We start from the raw sequence: 20,317 nt of genomic DNA on the forward strand, positions 1-20,317 counted from the left end.
TAATGGGAGAGAGTAATAATGAGTCATTAGCAAGTAGTTGGTTAGCATTAGGTGTAGTTATAATAGGTACTTTTATGTCTATACTTGATAGTAGTATAGTAAATATTGCTCTTCCTAAAATGATGGCTGTTTTTGGAGTATCTTTAGATGATATAAAGTGGGTATTGACGGCTTATACTTTAGCACTCGGTGCTATTATACCTCTTACAGGATATTTACAGGAAATTTTAGGAGCTAAGAGAATATATGTATTCGCTTTGGCTATGTTTACAGTTGGTTCTATGCTTTGTGGTATCTCTTGGAGCAATACTAGTATGATAGTATTTCGTATAATCCAAGCCATTGGTGGAGGAATGATAATGCCAGTAGGAATGTCCATAATATATCAAATATTCCCTAGAGAAAAAATAGGATTAGCTCTTGGATTCTGGGGGATAGCAGCTATGGCAGCTCCTGCTATAGGACCAACATTAGGTGGATATATTATTGAGAAGATGGACTGGAGACTTATTTTTAATGTTAATGTTCCAGTTGGAATAGTTGGAGTAATATTAGCTACGATTTTATTAAAAGGTTCAGAAAGGAAGCCGTTTAAGGCTTTTGATATAATTGGATTCTTATCGTCAACTATAGGTCTAGTAAGTGTATTATATGTTCTTGGTGAAGGATCATCAATTGACTGGTCAAAACTTGAGAATCCAATCTTGATGACTCTTGGATGTCTAAGTTTAGTACTATTTGTTGCAAATGAATTAACTCATCCAAGTCCACTTTTAGATTTAAGAGTATTTAAGCTGTTTGAATTCTCAATAAGTCAGATTATAACAAGTGTCTTAACATTGGCGATGATGGGAGGAGTCTATGTATTACCTCTATTCTTGCAAAATGTAAGAGGGTATACAGCTATGCAGTCTGGATTAATCATGTTACCTGGAGCTTTAGTAATGGGAGTAATGATGCCGGTAAGCGGTAATCTTATGAATAAAGTTGGAGTAAAGGCTCTGGTTGTACCTGGACTTATAATACTTGCTGGAGCTTCATATGAGCTTGCACTTGCTATAAATATGAATTCTAGTAAAGAAAGCATAGTTATCCTTAATTGTATAAGATCTGTTGGAATTGGATTAAGTATGATGCCAATAAGTACTAGTGGAATGAATGTAGTACCAAGTCATTTAATCAGCAGAGCATCAGCTCTTTCTAATACAATAAGGCAGATAGCAAGTTCAGTTAGTGTTACATTAATGTCTACTATTATACAAGGAAGAAATGATTATAATTATGCAAAACTAGCGGAACAAATTAATGTATATAATAAAACATCTAATGATACAATAAATACATTCGCAAGAGCATTTATGGGCACAGGAATGGATCCAAATACTGCTAAAGCGTCTGCATTATCATATATAGGAAAGATGATTCAAGGGCAGGCATATACAGATGCTATGGCTTATTCGGTTATGGTAACTGTTGTTATAATATTTTTAGCTATATTTTTAGCTTTATTTATGGGTTCAAAGAAAACACCTAAGAAGGAAAATAAGGAAGGTGAAAAAAATGAATCAACAGGAGGAGTACTCGTCTCCGAATAATGAGTTAGTCCAAAAACAAGCAGATGAGATAATGGATATATTTAAAGATATAAAGAAATCCATGGGGTGTAAATTTGAAAAGTGTGCAAAGCAATATGGATTTACAGTTCCGCAAATGGGAGTAATATTTCATTTATATGATGTACCTTCAATAACGCTTAATGAGTTAAGTGAGCATATGGGACTTACAAAAAGCACAGTTTCGGGCATAATAGATCGTTTGGCTAAGCAGGGTGTTGTTACGAGAGAGATACCTAAGGATAATCGCAGAACTGTGAAGTTATATATTTCAGAAGAATTTAAAAAAAATACTGATATATGCGCAATGAGGAAGAAGTTTATGGAAGATTTTATATCTGATGCTATAAGAAAAACCAATCCGGAAGAAGTAGAAAAGATGATATATGGATTAAAACAATTTTGTATATTATTACAGGATAAGGATTGCAAAAAATAAAGATATATAATTAATGCACAGATTTTTAATTCATTTATATTATAGATAGATTTAATTATTACCGCACTGGAAAATCCAGTGCGTTTTTTTATTCTTTAAGAATTTATAATAAATTTAAATTTGTGGATAATTATTATAAATGGCCATTTTACTATAGTTAAATGGTTCAAAAGGAATAAAAAATAATCATATCCGCCTGCCAGATTTTCCTCATATACGCTTAAAAGGCAGATGCGTAAAAAGATTCCGACTCATACTCACTTGTGATTTTTTCCTATACATATTTACTAATGCTTAAAATTTATATATAATCTTATATTATAACGTAAATATATTGATATATATTACGTTAATAAAATTAATTTATAACGTAATATATAATCTTTCATATATCTTTAGGAGGTGTATTTTTGAAAATGGATAAAGTAAAAATTTCAGATATAGCTAAGGAACTTGGTACATCTACCATCTCTGTAAGCAGAGCACTTTCAGGACAGGCGGGAGTTGGCGAGGAATTAAGAAATAAAATCTTAAATAAAGCAAAGGAGATGGGATATTTTAAGGCTAAAAATAATGAGGATATTAAAATTTTAGTACTTCATCAAAAACCATTTGTGCACGATACAAGTAACTATAGTCTTAAGGTTCAGGGAATCGAAAAAGCAATACAAAAAATAGGTTGTGAATATGACCTAGAATTTGTAGATAAAGATCATCAAGAGGAACTTTATATGCCATATAAAATTCAAAAAGGAAGTAATTTTGATGGAATCATTTTTATTGGAAGATTTAATAGTGAATATGTAAATTTTATTTCAAGCAAGATAAAGAACCAAGTTTTTTATACTGGTTATTCACCTTCTTTTGATTGTGATAGTGTTTGGTATAACTTTAATAATGGCGGCTATAAGCAATGCGAATACTTAATTAGAAAGGGACATACAAGAATTGGATTTTTAGGAAATAGCAGCGTGTATAAAAATAAGGAAAAGGTACTTGGAATAACATCGGCATTAGAGGATTATGAACTACCAATAAGAAATGAATTTTTTATTTATGAAGAGAATTTTGAAGAAAAGATTCTGAGCTTGCTTAATAGTAAAGATGCGCCAACAGCAATGATTTGTCAGTGGGATTATACAGCAATAAAATTGATAAAATTCTTATATGAGAATGGTATAAAAATACCAGATGATATCTCGATTGTTGGCAGTGGCAATACGGAAATGTCGTCATTATCTATACCTGCACTATCGACTTTGGAGCTTAATATTGATTATGCATGTGAAATTGCAGTATCCCTACTATTAAAGAGAATTGCAAATACTGAGAAGCCTTATGAAAATATCACAATAAATAGTGTTTTGATAGAGAGAGAATCGGTAAAGAATATATAAATTACTAATGCTAATTTGGATAGGAGATGTTATATGGGGAAAAAGATATTAATTAATTTTATATGGAAGCATAAAATATCATATCTTGTTGGAGTGATATTCATGCTGCTTACATCTTATATTCAAACTCTTTTTCCTAGAGTTCTTGGGAATACAATAGATGTTTTGAAAACAAATAATTTCAATGTGGATGATATATATATAAATATTTTCTATATGATGATTATTGCATTTGGAACCTTTATAACTACATATATATGGAGAAACTTTATTATAGCAAATGCTAGAAATATGGAATGTCATCTGAGAGAAAAGCTTTTTGAGCATTTTCAAAAATTATCACCTGAATTTTATAATAGAAGGAAAACTGGGGATTTAATCGCTTATGCTATAAATGATATAAATGCTGTAAGAATGACATTTGGTCCTGCTATAGCGAGATCGGTTAACGGAATAGTTATATGCGTTATTTCAATTTATTCAATGACAAAAGCTATAAACTGGAAGGTAACAATGCTCTCTTTAATACCTGTTCCTTTAATAATTCTAATTATGATTAATGTGGGTAAAATTGTTAGAAAGCGTTTTAGAAAAGTTCAAGAAAATTTTGCGTCAATTTCAGACAGGGTTCAGGAAAATATAAATGGTATAAGGGTTATAAAGGCTTATGTTCAAGAGGATGAAGAAGTTGAAAAATTCGAAGAACTTAATAGGGAAATGGCAAAATCAAATTTAGATATGGTTCGCATATCATCTTATTTAGCACCATCAATTGAAATTTGTTTTACTATTAGCTTTGTCTTGAACCTCATAGTTGGTGGAAATATGGTTTTAAGTGGGGAAATTTCTTTAGGTGACTTCATTGCATTTAATGGATATCTTACAATGATAATGGGGCCTGTAATTTCAATCGGCAGTATTATTTCAGTTTTTCAAAGAGGTATGGCTTCACTAAACAGATTGAATGAAATATTTAATTCTGACATCAATATAAAAGAAAATGAAAGCTGTGTAAAAAATAAGGCCGATGGTGATATAGAAATAAAAAATCTCACTTTTTCATATCCGGGATCAAAAGAAGAGGTGTTAAGAAACATAAATATGGTCATTCCTAAGGGACATACTATAGGAATAATAGGCAAAACAGGTAGTGGAAAGAGCACTTTAGTTAATTTGCTGCTTAGAATGTATAATGTCCCTGGAGGAAAAATAATGGTTAATGAAATAGATATAAATGATTATGAATTGAAATCTCTCAGAGATAGTTTTGGATTTGTTCCACAGGATAATTTCTTGTTTGATGCTTCTATATCTGATAATATAAAATTTTTTAAAGAAATATATCAGAATGAGGAAGTTATAGAGGCTGCTAAAAACAGTTGTATATTTGAAAGTGTTATGGATTTTCCACAAAAATTTTCGACAATTATTGGAGAAAGAGGTGTAAGTATTTCAGGTGGACAGAAACAAAGAATTTCGATTTCAAGGGCATTAGTTAAAGATCCAGAAATACTTATATTAGATGATGCGTTATCAGCTGTAGATACTATTACAGAAACGCAGATACTTAAGAATCTGAAAAAGTTAAGAATGAATAAAACATCTATAATAATTGCCCATAGAATATCTGCAGTTATAGAAGCTGATGAAATTATAGTGCTCGATAATGGTAAAATACTTGAAAAAGGCACACATTCAGAATTAATGGCAAAAGGAGGAGTGTATTATGATATCTACAGATCTCAATTCCATGAAGAAGACAATGAATTTGGAAATGAAGCCTCCTAAAAAAACTAAAACTATAAGGCGATTAATAAAATTAATGCTGCCCTACAAAAAAGGAATGGTCTTTGCGTTTACATGTGCGATTCTAGTAAATATAGCAACATTAATAAAACCATACATTTTAAAATTAGTAATTGATGATTTTCTGACAAAGCATATAGCACAAAGAGGATTTTATTCAATAACTACAATGGGAATAATATATTTTTTAGTTGTAGCATTAAGTGGCTTTTTATCGGTATCTCAAGCTTTTTTGATAAATAAAGTAGGACAAGACGTAATGAAAACACTGAGAAGCAGAGTTTTTAAAACTATTCAATTACTACCTCTTTCATATTTAGATAAAACATCTTCTGGAAGATTGATAACAAGAGCAACCAATGATGTAGAAGCGTTAAGTGAAATGTATACAGATGTTATAATTAGCCTTTTTAAAGATGTAATTTTGATAATTGGAATAGTGTATACAATGGTTATAATTAATGTAAGGCTTGCTTTAATATCGTTTTGCGTAGTTCCATTAATGTTTGGAGTAGTATTTGCTTTGAAGACGAGAATAAAAAGAAACTTTGCTAAAATGAAGAGTTTAATTGGAAAAATAAATGGGTTCATGGCGGAAAATATATCAGGAATGAAAATAATACAAATTTTTGATGGTGAGAAAGAGAAAGAAGAAGCTTTTTCTAATTTAAATAATGAATATTTTAAAGCTACATTATTTCAAGTGTGGATGAATAGTTTTTTAAAACCAGCAGCAGATGTTTTTCAAAGTTTAGCTGTAGCTATTTTAATATGGTATGGCATGGGAAAAATTTCTGATAATACTTTAAGTATAGGTGTACTTTATGCATTCACAAATTATATAAAACAATTTTTTGATCCTATTTCTGATATGGCTGATAATTATACAACTATTCAATCAGCTCTGGTTTCTGCTGATAGAATATTTGAATTGTTAGATCAAGAAGAATATTTAGAGGATTTAGATCTTGGAGTTGAGGCTAATAATTTTCGAGGAGATATAGAATTTAAAAATATCTGGTTTTCTTATAATGACAAAGATTGGGTTTTAAAAGATGTTAGCTTTAAAATATCTAAAGGGCAGACAGCAGCATTTGTTGGGCAAACAGGTTCTGGAAAGACAACAATAATTAGTCTTTTGAGTGGATTCTATGAAGTGCAGAAAGGCGAAATTTTAATTGATGGAATAAATATAAATGAAATAAAAAAGAGAGATTTAAGAAAAAATATATCAGTTGTGCTTCAGGACGTTTTTCTATTTTCAGGTACAATTGAAAATAATATTACATTAAATGATATTATTGATCAAAGTGAAATAGAAAGAGCTTTAGAAATTTCTCGAGGGAAAGATGTTATTGAGAACTTTGAGAATGGAATTAAGGAACCAGTAATGGAGAGAGGAAGTACTCTTTCAGCAGGCCAGAGACAATTAATATCTTTTGCAAGGGCAATTGCTCATAATCCTTCAATATTTGTTCTAGATGAAGCTACAGCTAATATTGATACAGCGACTGAAATGTTGATTCAAAAAGCTATAGATAATATTACAAAGGAAAAAACTACAATAATAATAGCACATAGGCTTTCAACCATTAGGAATGCAGATGTAATAGTAGTTCTGAAAAATGGCCAAGTCTTAGAAGCTGGTAATCATGATTCGCTTATGAAAGCTGGTGGGTATTATAAAGAGCTGATAATAAAGAAATAAGCTGTATATTTAAGTTTGAAGTAAAATGAAATGACTTTTTAAGTAAAAAATTATATGTATGCTGTTTAGAAAACAATAAGTATGGAAGAGAGAAAATATATGAATATCACAAATGATATAAAAAAAACATTTAACAATCCTTTTACTGCATTGAAGCATAAAAATTTTAGATATTACTGGATAGGTATGTGTGTATCTTTAATAGGTACTTGGATGCAAAATATAGCACAGCCATGGCTGGCATATACATTAACAAATTCACCTTTTTTGCTTAGTTTAATAGGAATAGTTCAATTTACACCCATGTTAATATTTTCATTATTTGCAGGAGTTATTATTGATAAGTTCTCAAAGAAGAAGATCCTAATATTTACTCAATCTGCTTCGCTTGTTATCACTTTGATACTAGCGATTTTAGTGTGGACAGGAAAAGTGCAATATTGGCACATATTGATTATGGCTACAGCTCTTGGCATAGTTAATACTGTTGATATGCCATCGCGTCAATCTGTAATCATAGAACTTGTAGGGAAAGAAGATTTGATGAATGCAATTGCTTTAAATTCTATGGTTTTTAATCTAGCGAGAATTATAGGACCAGCAGTTGCGGGAATGGTAATGGGGTATGCCGGAATTGCAGCTTGCTTCTTTATAAATGCAATTAGTTTTAGCGCAGTATTAATTAGTTTGTTCTTCATTAAGTTAAATCCAGTAACCAAAAAAATTAAAGAAAATAAGAAAGTTTTAAATGAAATTAAAGATGGGCTTAAATACATTTATAAAAAGAAGACTTTACTCTATACTATTCTAATATTGGCTGTAGTAGGTACATTCGCTCCGAATTTTAATGTACTTGTACCTGTTTTTGCAAAGGAAGTATTGAATCAAAATGAGGCAGGATTTGGAATATTAATGTCTTTCATGGGGTTAGGATCTTTTCTTGGAGCTATGTTTATTGCAACTTTAAGCAAATCTGGGCCTAAAAGGTTTATAATTAATGTTGTCCCCTTAATTGTAGGTGCTGCATTAATTATTACTGGATATACCAATATCTATTTATTAACGGGGATATCTTTAGCGATTACTGGTTTCTTTTTTATATCATTTACTTCAAATGCAAATTCAACTCTACAGCTTAATTCAAGCAATGAATATAGGGGGAGAGTGATGAGCATATATACTTTGGTATTTTCCGGCTCTACTCCATTTGGAAATCTTTATGCAGGATTATTCGCGGAGCATTTTAGTGCCAGAGTTGGATTTGCTGCTTGTGGTGGTATAATAATACTTCTTATGATATTTTTGCTTTTATGGAAAGAAAGATTGAAAATAAGTTAGAAGTAGATATAAATGAAGATAATATATTTTTGATATGAGTATTTAGTGATATAATCATAACTAGAAACTACTTTTAGTAAATTTATCGTATTGCTAAGTTTATAATTTGGTAGAGCAGGATAATTATTTAGTGAGTAAGAAAAGATAAATGAGCCTTTAGGAGGAAATATGGCAGATAATAAGGAAATTGACAACAATATAATTAATTCATCAAAACCATTAGGGGAACAGACATCAGAAAGAATTATTCAATTAATAATAGAAAATGATTGGAAGAGTGGAGATAAGTTACCTAATGAATATGAACTTGCTGATATGCTTAATGTTGGAAGAAGTACAATTAGAGAGGCTATAAAAGCTTTAGTTTCTCGAAATATATTAGAGATAAGAAGAGGCGCTGGGACTTTCATATCTCAAAAGGGTGGAATTGCTGATGATCCATTAGGATTAACATTTGTAAAAGATAAATTTAAATTAGCACTGGATTTATTGGAAGTTAGATTTATGATAGAACCATCAATAGCGTCGATAGCTGCAGTAAAAGCCACAGAAGATGAAATACAACAAATGTCAGTTTTATGCGATGAAATAGAAAAACTTATTTTAAATAATGAGCCTTATTTAGATAAGGATATAGAGTTCCATACCGCTATAGCTAAAAGCAGTAAAAATTTAGTTATGGTGAATTTGATTCCTATAATAAACAGTTCGATTACAATATTTATTGATATTACAAACCAAAAATTAAGGAATGAAACAATAGAAACTCATAGAGAAATTTTAAATTCAATCAAGTCACATGACTCAAATGCTGCACACGATGCAATGCTTTTACATTTGGTATATAATCGTAGAAATATTAGAAATGTTATAGATAAGGGGAAAGAAATATATAAAAATTCTTAAAAATATCTGTTTGATTTTCAACAGATATTTTTTTTGACTTTAAAATACATCAGATGTATTTTAAAACTAAATTATGTATTATAATAATGTATCAGATGTATAAGCGATAAAACAAGCAAAAACAAAAGAGAATAAAGTTTATGATGAAAAATGTTGACAAATACATCCGATGTGATATGATAAATACATCGGATGTATTTAAACGGTATCAAATGTTGATAAAGGAGATATGTATTATGATTAGTCAAGAAATAAGAAAAATTGCTCCAGAAATGGATCCACTCCGCAGAGGAATGGGATGGACTACAGAAGATTTAGCAAAACCTCAAATTATAATAGAAAGTACATTTGGAGATAGTCATCCAGGAAGTGCTCATCTTTTTGATTTTGTAAATAAAGCTGTAGAAGGAGTTAATCAATTAGGAGGGAAGGCAGCAAGATATTTTGCAACGGATATTTGCGACGGAATGGCACAAGGACATGATGGAATAAATTATTCTTTAGCATCTAGAGATACACTTACATCATTAATTGAAATACATGCCAATGCAACACCATTTGATGCAGGGGTATTTATCTCAAGTTGTGATAAAGCAGTTCCATCACATCTTATGTCAATTGGAAGATTAAATATACCTTCTATTATTGTAACAGGAGGGGTAATGGAAGCTGGACCAGATTTATTGACTTTAGAGCAAATCGGTGCTTATAGTGCAATGTGCCAGCGTGGAGAAATAACAGAAGAAAAATTAACTTATTATAAGGAACATGCATGTCCATCTTGCGGAGCATGCTCATTCATGGGAACAGCTGCTACAATGCAGGTTATGGCAGAAGCTTTAGGATTAATGCTTCCAGGAAGTTCATTAATGCCAGCTACTTGTGAAGATTTAAAAGAGGTTGCTGTAAAAGCTGGTAGACAAGCTGTTGAATTAGCTAAAATGAACCTTCGTCCAAAAGATATGGTAACAATTAAATCTTTTGAAAACGCTATATTAGTCCATGCAGCTATATCTGGATCTACTAATTCATTATTACATTTACCAGCAATAGCACATGAATTTGGATTATATATAGATGAAGAAACCTTCGATAGATTACACAGAAACGCACATTATTTATTAAATATACGTCCTGCTGGAAAATGGCCAGCTCAATATTTCTATTATGCTGGTGGTGTACCTGCAATAATGGAAGAAATTAAAGATCAGCTTCATTTAGATGTAATGACAGTAACAGGCAAGACTTTAGGTGAGAATTTAGAAGAATTAAAAACAAATGGATATTATGAGAAGTGCAATAGCTATCTTGAAAAAGTTGGAGTTAAAAAAGAAGATATTATTCGTCCTTTTAATGATGCTATTAGTACTAATGGTTCTGTTTCAATATTAAAAGGAAATATCGCTCCAGAAGGTGCAGTAGTAAAACATTCTGCAGTTCCAAAAGAAATGCATGAAGCTATATTAAAAGCAAAACCTTTTGATAGTGAAGAAGAAGCTATTGATGCTGTATTAAAGAAAGTAATTCGTCCAGGAGATGCAGTATTTATAAGATATGAAGGACCAAAGGGAAGCGGAATGCCTGAAATGTTTTATACAACAGAAGCAATTTCTTCTGATGAGGAATTAGCTGCAAGTATAGCATTGATAACTGATGGTAGATTCTCTGGTGCATCTAAAGGTCCTGCAATTGGACATGTATCACCAGAAGCAGCAGTAGGTGGACCAATCGCGCTAGTTGAAGAAGATGATTTGATTGAAATTAGTATTCCAAAGAGAAGTTTACAGATTGTTGGTGTAAAAGGTAAGAAATGTAGTGAAGAAGAAGTTGAAAAAATACTTGAGGAACGTAAGAAAAATTGGAAACCAAGAAAATCAAAATATGAATCTGGTATTTTAAAGATTTTTTCAGATCATGCAGTATCTCCAATGAAGGGTGGATACATGAAATAATTAATTCGGTGTGTGGACTTGTGGGTGTATTAATTATAAATGCTTTGATTTAAATACATAAAATAAGGTTCAAATATTTCAGTAAAGTGATGTCTTAAAGTAATTAATGATTATTTTAAGACATCTTTTTATTAAAAAAGAAAATTCTATGGAAAATTATTAACATATTCGCATATATCTAGCAATTCAATTAAATGAAACCTAAATATTTGTGTAAACATATACAAATGTGGAAAAATAATATAATATTTTAATATAAATATTATATTATCATAAGATTGGAGAAAAATTATGTCAGAAAAAAGAGATAGAAAAATTCTTTGGTATACCTTAGCATTTATGGCTTTTTCTACTGTTTGGGGATTCGGAAATGTAATCAATGGTTTTTCTGAATACAATGGTCTTAAGTCAATTGTATCATGGATTTTAATTTTTGCTGTTTATTTTGCACCTTATGCATTAATGGTAGGGGAATTAGGGTCTGCATTTAAAGATTTTGGTGGAGGAGTTAGTTCATGGATTAATGAAACTATAGGTCCTAAAATAGCATATTATGCGGGATGGACATATTGGGTTGTTCATATGCCATATATTTCTCAGAAGCCATCAAATTTTATGATTGCAACAAGCTGGGCTGTTTTTCAGGATAAAAGAATTAGTAGCATGGATACAAGATTATTACAATTAAGTTGTCTGGTAATTTTTTTAATTGGACTTTATATTGCATCTAAGGGATTAAATCCATTGAAAAAATTAGCGACACTTGCAGGAACATCAATGTTTATAATGTCTATTTTATTTATTATTTTAATGGTGGCAGCGCCTGCAATTACAGATGCTAAATTAAACTCTATTGACTGGTCTTTGAAAACGTTTATGCCAACCTTTGATATTAAATTTTTTACAAGTTTATCAATTTTAGTTTTTGCAGTAGGTGGTTGTGAAAAAATATCGCCTTATGTTAATGAAATGAAGGATCCGGAAAAGGGATTTTCAAAAGGAATGATAGCGCTAGCAATTATGGTTGCTGTATGTGCTATTTTGGGAACTGTTGCACTTGGAATGATGTTCGATTCTAATAATATTCCTAAGGATTTAATGACAAATGGTGCTTATTATGCATTCCAAAAACTTGGAGAGTATTACCGTTTGGGTGATTTATTTGTAATTATTTATGCGGTTACAAATATGATTGGGCAGTTTGCAGTATTAATTATATCAATTGATGCACCTTTACGTATGTTGCTTGATAGTGCAGATAAAAATTTTATTCCTGAAAAGATGTTGAAAAAAAATAAGTATGGAGCATATATAAATGGTCATAAACTTATATTAATCATTGTTTCAATCTTAATAATTGTGCCAGCTTTTGGTATTGGAAATGTGGACGAGTTGGTGAAATGGTTAGTAAAATTAAATTCAGTATGTATGCCTCTTCGTTACCTATGGGTATTTGCAGCGTATATTGCTCTTAAAAAATCAGGAGAAAAATTTAAAGCAGAATATCATTTTGTAAAAAACAAGACTTTAGGAATAATATTTGGAGCATGGTGTTTTGCATTTACTGCTTTTGCATGTATTGGTGGAATGTATTCACAAGATACATTTCAATTGGTGCTTAACATTATAACTCCATTTGTATTACTTGGATTAGGTTTGATTCTGCCTTATTTTGCAAGAAGAGAGAAGCGTATTTAGTTAGAATGTAAATTTATTTGCTGAAAACTATTATAAAGTCAACGAGTTAATTAGATCAGTATACTTAATTATAAAACTGTGTCAACTAAGTTTGGCACGGTTTTAATTTTTCATGAATCAAGGTTTATTTAAAAGAATAAATATAGATATGGATAAGAAATGAGAAAGTGGTGCATAATTCAATAAAAGACATAGTAACTAGGGAATTAGATATGGTATAATTTTGAATAAGGAATAGGATAGAAAATTATATTTTTTGTAATTAAGAGGGGGATTATGGATAAAAAGTTATATTTATCGGCAACTGATAAAAAAATAGCAGGAGTATGCGGTGGATTTGCTGAATATTTTGGATTAGATTCTACGCTTATTAGAATTGGGTATTTGGCAATGATTTTATTAGCAGGTACAGGAATACTTTTCTATATTATCTGTGCTTTGGTTATACCTAAAAAACCAGTTGAATAAAAAATTAATCTTAATTTAATAAGTATGTCTATTCACAAAGGAGGAATTAGAAATGGAACAGATAAATAATATCTTGGATAAAGCTCCAATTCATTTAACTACAAATACAATAGTTCTTGCAGCAGTGGCTATCATTGCAGTATACATTTTAATAAAAGCTATAAGTGGTATTATTAAAATAGTTGCCATTATAGGAATATGCTACTTTGTATTAATGTCTCTTCAAAGTACAAATCTTGTTAATATACCAGGTGTAAGAGATGCCTATACAACAATAGAAAAATATATTCCTTCAAAAGAAGTATGGACAAATGCTGTTGATAAGGCTGAGAAAATAAATAAAGTGGTTAATGATTTGAATTAGTAGCTTAAGGAGGAAAAATATGAAAACTTCAACTCATAGAATAGCAATTCCTTCGATCCTTGAAGTAGGAAAAGGGAATATTAACAGTATAGGTACACTTATTAAGAAAGGAATGTTTAAAAAGGTTTCGATATATTTTGGGGAAGGTATAGAAGAGTTATTTGGTGATGCCATATGTAGTTCGTTAAAGGAAGCTGATATTCAAATTTCTCAAACTGGAACCATATCAGATATAAAATTTGAGGAGGTTAGTATAAAGGCTTTTGAAATATCAAATGATGTTGAAGCGTTAATCGGAGTAGGTGGAGGGAAAGCCATTGATGCAGTGAAATATATGAGCTTTTTAAAAAAAATACCATTCATCAGTATTCCAACATCAACTTCTAATGATGGATTTTCAAGTGCTGGTGCATCACTACTGGTTAATGGTAGGCGTATGTCTCTTCCGGCTAAAACTCCGTATGGAATAATTGTAGATATTGATGTCATTAAAGGCGCACCTGAAAAATTTATATTTTCAGGAATAGGAGATTTGATATCTAATATTACTGCTTTATATGATTGGAAATTTGAAGAAGAGAATGGGAGGGTAATTATTGATGATTTTGCAACTATGATTTCTAAAAAAGCAGTAAATAGTTTTGTGAGAACTGAATTTAAAGGTATTAAGGATGATCTGTTTTTAAAAGAATTAGTTGATTCTCTAACACTAAATGGAATCTCTATGGAGATTGCAGGAGATAGTTCTCCAGCTTCAGGGGCTGAACATTTGATTTCACATGCCTTAGATAAGTTTCTTGAATATCCTGAGCTCCACGGGATTCAAGTTGGTATTGCGAGCTATATTATGGCAAAGGTACAAAATCATAGATATGAAAGAATAACTAAAGTATTAAGCGAAACAGGTTTTTTTGAGTATGTTAAAACTTTAAAATTAAAGAAAGAGGATTTCAAAAGAGCTATAGATGAGGCTCCGCTTATAAAGCCTAATAGATATACATATATTCATGTTGAGGAAAATAGAATACTTGCCAAAAAGATAGTTGATGAAGATGAAATCTTAAACTATGTATTATTCTAAATCATATTAATAATAGCATAACAAAGTAAAATCTACATAAGACTTGTGGTTAAGAAGAAGAGTGTAAATATAAATTATTTATTAACGATAATAGAAGTAGAAATAAATGAAAGGATGTGAAATTATGGATTTAGTGAATATGGCAGTAAATATGCAGCAAGGTTTAATTCAAGACCAAGTTTCGGTATCGGTATTGAAATTAACAATGGATGGCAACAAAGAAGTGGCGAAAAATACAATAGACATGATGGAAAAAACAGCTGTAGATCCGAAACTAGGAAATAATATAGATGCGCTAGTTTAAATTTAATATAAAGGGAAAATATATTAAACTACAGATAGAATAAAATAGTAATTGAAAAATGGAAAAGAAAAATAGCCTACGTATATAAATAAAAAATATGTAAGTTATTTTTCTTTTCTAATTTTTGCTATAATATATTTTATTAATGAGATTTGGAATATTATTAAATTTGATTTTAAATCAAGATAATTGAATAAATATTTAGATGAAGGCAAAACTAATCGTGTATTTATTAATAATTAGAGGAGGCAGGTTTATGAAAAAATTGGAAAAAGGTGAACATGAGAAAGCTATGGAGAAAGCTAAAGAAATGCTTAATAAAGGGTGCGGAATGAGTGAAATAGTAAAAGAAACTAATTTAAGCGAGGAAAATGTGCTGAAAGCAAAAAGAAAATGGGAAGAGTTATCATAAAAATTGTTAATAAACAGTTATAATTTATTATGTATAAGTTGAATAACAAAACGTACTTTATATAACTATCAATATGTCGCAAATGTTTAATAGCGATAATGTTGATAGTTTTTTTATTTAAAAAAATATAATTACTTATGAATAAATATGCATTAATAATGAATATAGTGTATAATGTAATTATATTATTAGAAATAGAGGGGACTATTATGAATAACATTATATATCAGTATATAGATTATACAAATGAAAAATTTAAGGATGTGATAGATTTAAGATTTAATATTTTATTTAAACCATATAGCAAAATTAGTAAATATGATTACGATGAATTTGATCATATAAGTTTTCATTTAGTGGCATTAAGGGAAGATAAAGTTATAGGATACTCAAGAATGACTAAAATCAATGATAAGGGCAAAATCACTAATGTAGTTGTTAATCCGGAATACATAAAAAAGGGAATTGGATTTGAAATGATGAAAAGGCATATTTTCAAGGCTGAAGAAAATAATATTGGTCATTTATACTTAAATGCAAGGGCAGACACCATCAATTTTTATAAAAAAATCGGATTTGAGTGTAAAGAAGACATGTTTTTATCTGAGAAAAGCGGATTGATGCTGCAGAAAATGTGCTATGAAGTGAATTTAGTAAGATAGTATTAGAGAAAGGATAAATTTGATATAGATTATAAGGTGTTTTTAAATTATTACATGCATATGGTAAATATTTAAGTCTAGATTGAATATAACGGAACAGAAGGAATTATTGTAGAAATATGCAACTAATATTGAAAAATGTAAGAAAATGGAGTAGTATATAGTGTATATATTGATAATAGTACACTTATTGAAAGGTAAGGTCACAAAGCCATGGGTCTAAGGAATGTTATGTCTATGATTGCCAGGCTACTAAGAGGAAGTTGTTAAGAATAAATGTTTATGCTTTTATTAGGTGTCTATTATTAATTAATAGGCACTTTTTCTATGTATAGGAACTATCTGAAGGGGAAGGATTAATAAAAGTTTGTTTTTTATAAATTAATGGAAAATAGTTTTTTGAAATTAGTGATGTCAATGCTTATTGGAGTATTAATTGGATAAAAGGTCACAAAAAAGAGAGTAGCACATGCATTTTTTATTTGTATTAATTAAAAATGTATATTTATAAAAAGTAATGTAAAGTGAGGGGAAAGTTATGGGAGTAAGATTAAGCTGTATTGATGTCTGTCATGGTTCTAAAGTTGTTTCAAATGATTTTTACATAAAGCATTTCGAACAACAAGATAAGGATGTGAGACATTTGTTAGAAGATGTAATGGGAAGAGATAAGAGATATATGTTTGATGAAGGCGAGAATTCTCTATCCTTATCCATAAAAGCTGCGAAATCTGTGTTAGATAAAGCAGGTTTGCAGGGGAGTGATATAGATGTATTAGTTTATTCGTCGATATTATCGGAATATGTATCACCTCCAACATCGATTTTGTTACACAAAGAATTAAATCTAAAGGAAAATGTAATGTGTTTTGATATGAATGCAAATTGTGCAGGCATGGGAGTTGCTTTAGAGAATATATCAAATTATTTAATGTCTTCTAAACATGCAAAGATGGCTCTAATAGTTGGATGCGATGATGATAATTCCTTATGTGATACTAATAATGAAATATGCTATGGAAATTATGGACATGCTGCATGTGCAATAATCTTAGAAAAAGTAGATGAGGATTGTGGGGTGATTGATACTGAATATTATATAAATACAGAAGTTAGTGATAAAGTTTTGTATCCAAGTAATGGTTTTTCAAGTTTTTTTGAATCCAGAAATGTTGATGAACTTTGGTTAAAATGGACACCATTTGATACAGGAGTATTTATGTATCCTGCTACAGAAATAATGACGAAAGTCATAAAAAATGCAGAATTAACTAAAGATGATATCAGTATGTTTTGTTTATCACAACTTGCATTTACTAATACGAAGAAAATAAGAGAACTTATGGAATTGGAGGAGGATAAGACAATATATATAGGGAATGAGTATGGATATACAGGTACTACTAGTCCGTTTATAGCATTATATGAATCAATAGAACGAGGCAAAATCAAGAGAGGAGATTATATTGTATTTTGGACATTCGGAGCAGGCTCTCAGAGTATAGTAATGCTATATAAATATTGAAATATAAATAATTAATGTAATACATAGGGGGTAAAAATGGGTAAAAAGGAAAATTTTAAAATAAGGTTCAATAAGAAGACGCTTAAATTTGTGTTGATAATATATATGATATGTTGCGTCCTGTCATTTATATTCTATTGCGGTTTGAAATTATTTGGCTTTAATGATGATATAAGTGTAAATTCTTTAATATTACTAGGAGCATTTGTTACTATTTACGCTATAGTGCTACATAAGTGTTATAAACTTACACTTGCCCAAAATGGCTTTAATATCAAAGCTTTTAATGTAACAAAGGGGATACTTTTATTTATAACTTATTTTCAATATTTATATTTAAATTTGACAATGCACTTAAATTCTTTGTGGCTAGTAATTTTTTTCTTTATTATTCTTGGAGCATTATTTTTTGACGTAAAAATGATTAGTGCATCGATAATTTTGAGTATTGTATGTCAAGTTATAGTTTTTATAAACAATCCTTCAATTTTTTTAGCTAAGAAATTTACAGTGGCAGAAGCATCTATGACAATTATTACAATTCTGATAACTTTAACATTAGTTTTTGTTGTTGTATATTTTGCATCAAGTTTATTAGAATCAATTGGTGAAAAAGAAAGTCAAGTAGAGGAAGAGAAGGAAAAAATATTAAATTTGTTCCAAAGTATAACTCAAATTTCAAATACCGTTTTAGCATCAAGTGAAAATTTAAGTGTTGCTATTGAAGAACAAACGAGCTCTCTTTTAGAAGTATCAGGAACAAGTCAATCTATGTCAAAAGACTCAGGGGAAATGTTAAACAAATCAAATAAGAATAAGGAAATATTAAATACATTACTAAGTGCTAATGAAGTAGTTACTAATAAAACAAAAGATAATGAAACTAAAGTAAAAGAGTTTATTGAAATTACTGATAAAAATCAAGAGGCTTTAAATAATACACTGTCAATTATTAATGATATAAAGAATAATATACAAAATACTTTTAAGTCTACAAATGATTTGGAACAAAAATCAAGAGAGGTAGATGAAATATTAAAGCTTATTGGAGATATATCAGAGCAGACAAATCTTCTTGCATTAAATGCATCAATTGAGGCAGCAAGAGCTGGAGAATATGGTAAGGGATTTGCAGTTGTAGCAGATGAAATAAGAAAATTAGCAGAAGGAACAAAGGAATCACTTAATCAGGTAAGTGCAATAGTGGAGGAATTGAAAAACAATATAAATTTAGTTCAAAGACAAATGACTGATAATAATGAAAAGTCTCAAGTAGGGAATAATATTATTAATGAAACTGTAAAAGGAATAAATAATATGACTTCAAATTTAAAATTATTCAGTAATAATATTATGGAAATAAATAAGGCATCTAATACATTATTTTCAGAGACTAAAAATGTAGTAAATTTTAACGAAGAAGTAGCTAATTTAATTAAGGATACAATTTCAAAATTTGAAACGGTGACAGAATCTATAGCTCAAGGAGCTGCTACTAGTGAAGAAATAGAAGCGAGTATTAATGAATTGAAGAATATTGCTGAGGATATGAACAAGCTTATTAAATAAATATTATATCAAAGTTTGTGGAAATATACCCTTGAGACTTAATGGTATACCAAGAGCATATTACTACATTAAATAGCAGAAGAAAAAAAAATTTGATTGCTTTTTGTGTCAATATATCCAGTTAATATAAATGATGTTAATAAAATTTAAAAATGTTTTGTAAGTTATTGAGTTCATTTCCTTAATGTGCTATAATCTAAAGAAAATAAATTATAACATAATTTTCTAATTATTATATAGTGATGCACCGTGGTGGAGAATTGTTAGATATACATCATCAGGTTGCGCACAATTCGCTAGACCGACAATACTTAGTTCTTTTTGAGTTTTGATTATGTTGTAGTATTGGGCCTGGGATGAAATGTCACAACCAAATACCTGAAAATTATTAAGAAATATTTTAGGATTATCTCCAATTCTATATAGATGGGAATAATCCTTTTTATTAAGAATAAAATATGTGTTTTAATAAAAACATGCAGGAGGGTTATAATACCATGTGGGGAAAATTTATAATAGAGTATTTAAAATCACCTAGAACAGTAGGAGCTGTAGCACCTAGTTCTAAAAAACTTGCTGAAAAGATGGCTTGTGATATTGACTATGAAAATGCAAAGTGTATTGTTGAGTATGGACCAGGCACTGGGGTATTTACTGAAAGATTAGTGAGAAAAATAAAAAAGCAGACTTTATTAATGCTTATCGAATATAATGAGGAATTTTGCAGGCAGCTAAAAGAAAGATATAGTAATTATAGTAATATTATAGTTGTAAATGATTCGGCAGAAAATATAGACAAGTATCTAAAAAAATATAATATTAAAGAAGTAGATTATGTAGTTTCTGGATTACCATTTGCAAGTCTACCAAAAAGTATGTCAAATATGATATTAAAAAAGACAAGAGATATCTTAAAGAAAAATGGTTTGTTTATAACTTTTCAGTATACATTACTTAAGAAAGGTTACATAGGAAGTTATTTTAAGGATATAAGCTTAGAGAGAGTTATATTCAATTTACCACCAGCTTATGTTTTAAAATGCCAAAATACATAAAAATATTTTTGTGTTTTGAA

The 20,317-nt window shown here is 29.7% G+C and carries 18 protein-coding genes and 1 riboswitch; all 18 genes read left to right on the forward strand.

Annotated features, from left to right (window positions below):
- Positions 1 to 2: 2 nt before the first annotated feature.
- The 18 genes from CLOBL_RS12445 to CLOBL_RS12525 all read left to right on the forward strand — a co-directional run bounded on the left by CLOBL_RS12445 (position 3) and on the right by CLOBL_RS12525 (position 20,297).
- Positions 3 to 1,595: a DHA2 family efflux MFS transporter permease subunit gene (locus CLOBL_RS12445; RefSeq protein WP_009171958.1), complete on the forward strand. Its 1,593-nt coding sequence runs from the start codon at positions 3 to 5 to the stop codon at positions 1,593 to 1,595.
- Positions 1,561 to 2,052, forward strand: a complete 492-nt coding sequence (locus tag CLOBL_RS12450) for a MarR family winged helix-turn-helix transcriptional regulator (protein ID WP_077859333.1) — start codon at positions 1,561 to 1,563, stop codon at positions 2,050 to 2,052. The genes CLOBL_RS12445 and CLOBL_RS12450 overlap by 35 nt, the downstream gene beginning before the upstream one ends.
- A gap of 416 nt (positions 2,053 to 2,468) precedes the next feature.
- Positions 2,469 to 3,449, forward strand: coding sequence for a LacI family DNA-binding transcriptional regulator (locus CLOBL_RS12455; RefSeq protein ID WP_077859355.1), 981 nt, complete (start codon positions 2,469 to 2,471; stop codon positions 3,447 to 3,449).
- Positions 3,450 to 3,482: 33 nt separating this feature from the next.
- On the forward strand, positions 3,483 to 5,237 hold the full coding sequence (locus CLOBL_RS12460; RefSeq protein WP_077859334.1) for an ABC transporter ATP-binding protein: 1,755 nt from the start codon (positions 3,483 to 3,485) through the stop codon (positions 5,235 to 5,237).
- Positions 5,176 to 6,963, forward strand: a complete 1,788-nt coding sequence (locus CLOBL_RS12465) for an ABC transporter ATP-binding protein (RefSeq protein ID WP_143323864.1) — start codon at positions 5,176 to 5,178, stop codon at positions 6,961 to 6,963. The genes CLOBL_RS12460 and CLOBL_RS12465 overlap by 62 nt, the downstream gene beginning before the upstream one ends.
- A gap of 99 nt (positions 6,964 to 7,062) precedes the next feature.
- A complete protein-coding gene (locus CLOBL_RS12470; protein ID WP_077859335.1) occupies positions 7,063 to 8,301 on the forward strand; it encodes an MFS transporter in 1,239 nt (412 codons plus the stop codon).
- A 168-nt stretch (positions 8,302 to 8,469) separates the two neighbouring features.
- A complete protein-coding gene (locus CLOBL_RS12475; protein WP_077859336.1) occupies positions 8,470 to 9,207 on the forward strand; it encodes a FadR/GntR family transcriptional regulator in 738 nt (245 codons plus the stop codon).
- 236 nt (positions 9,208 to 9,443) lie between these two features.
- The gene (gene ilvD / locus CLOBL_RS12480; protein WP_077859337.1) at positions 9,444 to 11,159 is read left to right on the forward strand and encodes a dihydroxy-acid dehydratase; all 1,716 of its coding nucleotides are present in this window, start codon (positions 9,444 to 9,446) and stop codon (positions 11,157 to 11,159) included.
- Between the two features lie 291 nt (positions 11,160 to 11,450).
- Positions 11,451 to 12,857, forward strand: a complete 1,407-nt coding sequence (locus CLOBL_RS12485) for an amino acid permease (RefSeq protein ID WP_077859338.1) — start codon at positions 11,451 to 11,453, stop codon at positions 12,855 to 12,857.
- A gap of 276 nt (positions 12,858 to 13,133) precedes the next feature.
- On the forward strand, positions 13,134 to 13,325 hold the full coding sequence (locus tag CLOBL_RS12490; protein WP_009171950.1) for a PspC domain-containing protein: 192 nt from the start codon (positions 13,134 to 13,136) through the stop codon (positions 13,323 to 13,325).
- A gap of 52 nt (positions 13,326 to 13,377) precedes the next feature.
- Positions 13,378 to 13,689, forward strand: a complete 312-nt coding sequence (locus tag CLOBL_RS12495) for a hypothetical protein (RefSeq protein WP_077859339.1) — start codon at positions 13,378 to 13,380, stop codon at positions 13,687 to 13,689.
- Between the two features lie 19 nt (positions 13,690 to 13,708).
- Complete coding sequence (locus tag CLOBL_RS12500) at positions 13,709 to 14,770, forward strand: iron-containing alcohol dehydrogenase family protein (protein WP_077859340.1); 1,062 nt, start codon at positions 13,709 to 13,711, stop codon at positions 14,768 to 14,770.
- A gap of 124 nt (positions 14,771 to 14,894) precedes the next feature.
- Entirely contained in the window at positions 14,895 to 15,074 is a 180-nt protein-coding gene (locus CLOBL_RS12505; RefSeq protein ID WP_179117742.1) for a YjfB family protein, read from the forward strand.
- 256 nt (positions 15,075 to 15,330) lie between these two features.
- Positions 15,331 to 15,486, forward strand: coding sequence for a hypothetical protein (locus CLOBL_RS27995; RefSeq protein ID WP_179117743.1), 156 nt, complete (start codon positions 15,331 to 15,333; stop codon positions 15,484 to 15,486).
- A gap of 209 nt (positions 15,487 to 15,695) precedes the next feature.
- Positions 15,696 to 16,148, forward strand: coding sequence for a GNAT family N-acetyltransferase (locus tag CLOBL_RS12510; protein ID WP_077859342.1), 453 nt, complete (start codon positions 15,696 to 15,698; stop codon positions 16,146 to 16,148).
- 170 nt (positions 16,149 to 16,318) lie between these two features.
- Positions 16,319 to 16,405, forward strand: a riboswitch (cyclic di-GMP riboswitch).
- Between the two features lie 281 nt (positions 16,406 to 16,686).
- Entirely contained in the window at positions 16,687 to 17,673 is a 987-nt protein-coding gene (locus CLOBL_RS12515; protein ID WP_077859343.1) for a 3-oxoacyl-[acyl-carrier-protein] synthase III C-terminal domain-containing protein, read from the forward strand.
- A 36-nt stretch (positions 17,674 to 17,709) separates the two neighbouring features.
- Entirely contained in the window at positions 17,710 to 19,242 is a 1,533-nt protein-coding gene (locus tag CLOBL_RS12520; RefSeq protein WP_077859344.1) for a methyl-accepting chemotaxis protein, read from the forward strand.
- A 497-nt stretch (positions 19,243 to 19,739) separates the two neighbouring features.
- The gene (locus CLOBL_RS12525; protein WP_077859345.1) at positions 19,740 to 20,297 is read left to right on the forward strand and encodes an rRNA adenine N-6-methyltransferase family protein; all 558 of its coding nucleotides are present in this window, start codon (positions 19,740 to 19,742) and stop codon (positions 20,295 to 20,297) included.
- Positions 20,298 to 20,317 lie beyond the last annotated feature (20 nt).

The sequence above is a fragment of the Clostridium sp. BL-8 genome (assembly GCF_002006495.1).
Taxonomy (GTDB): Bacteria; Bacillota; Clostridia; order Clostridiales; family Clostridiaceae; genus Clostridium.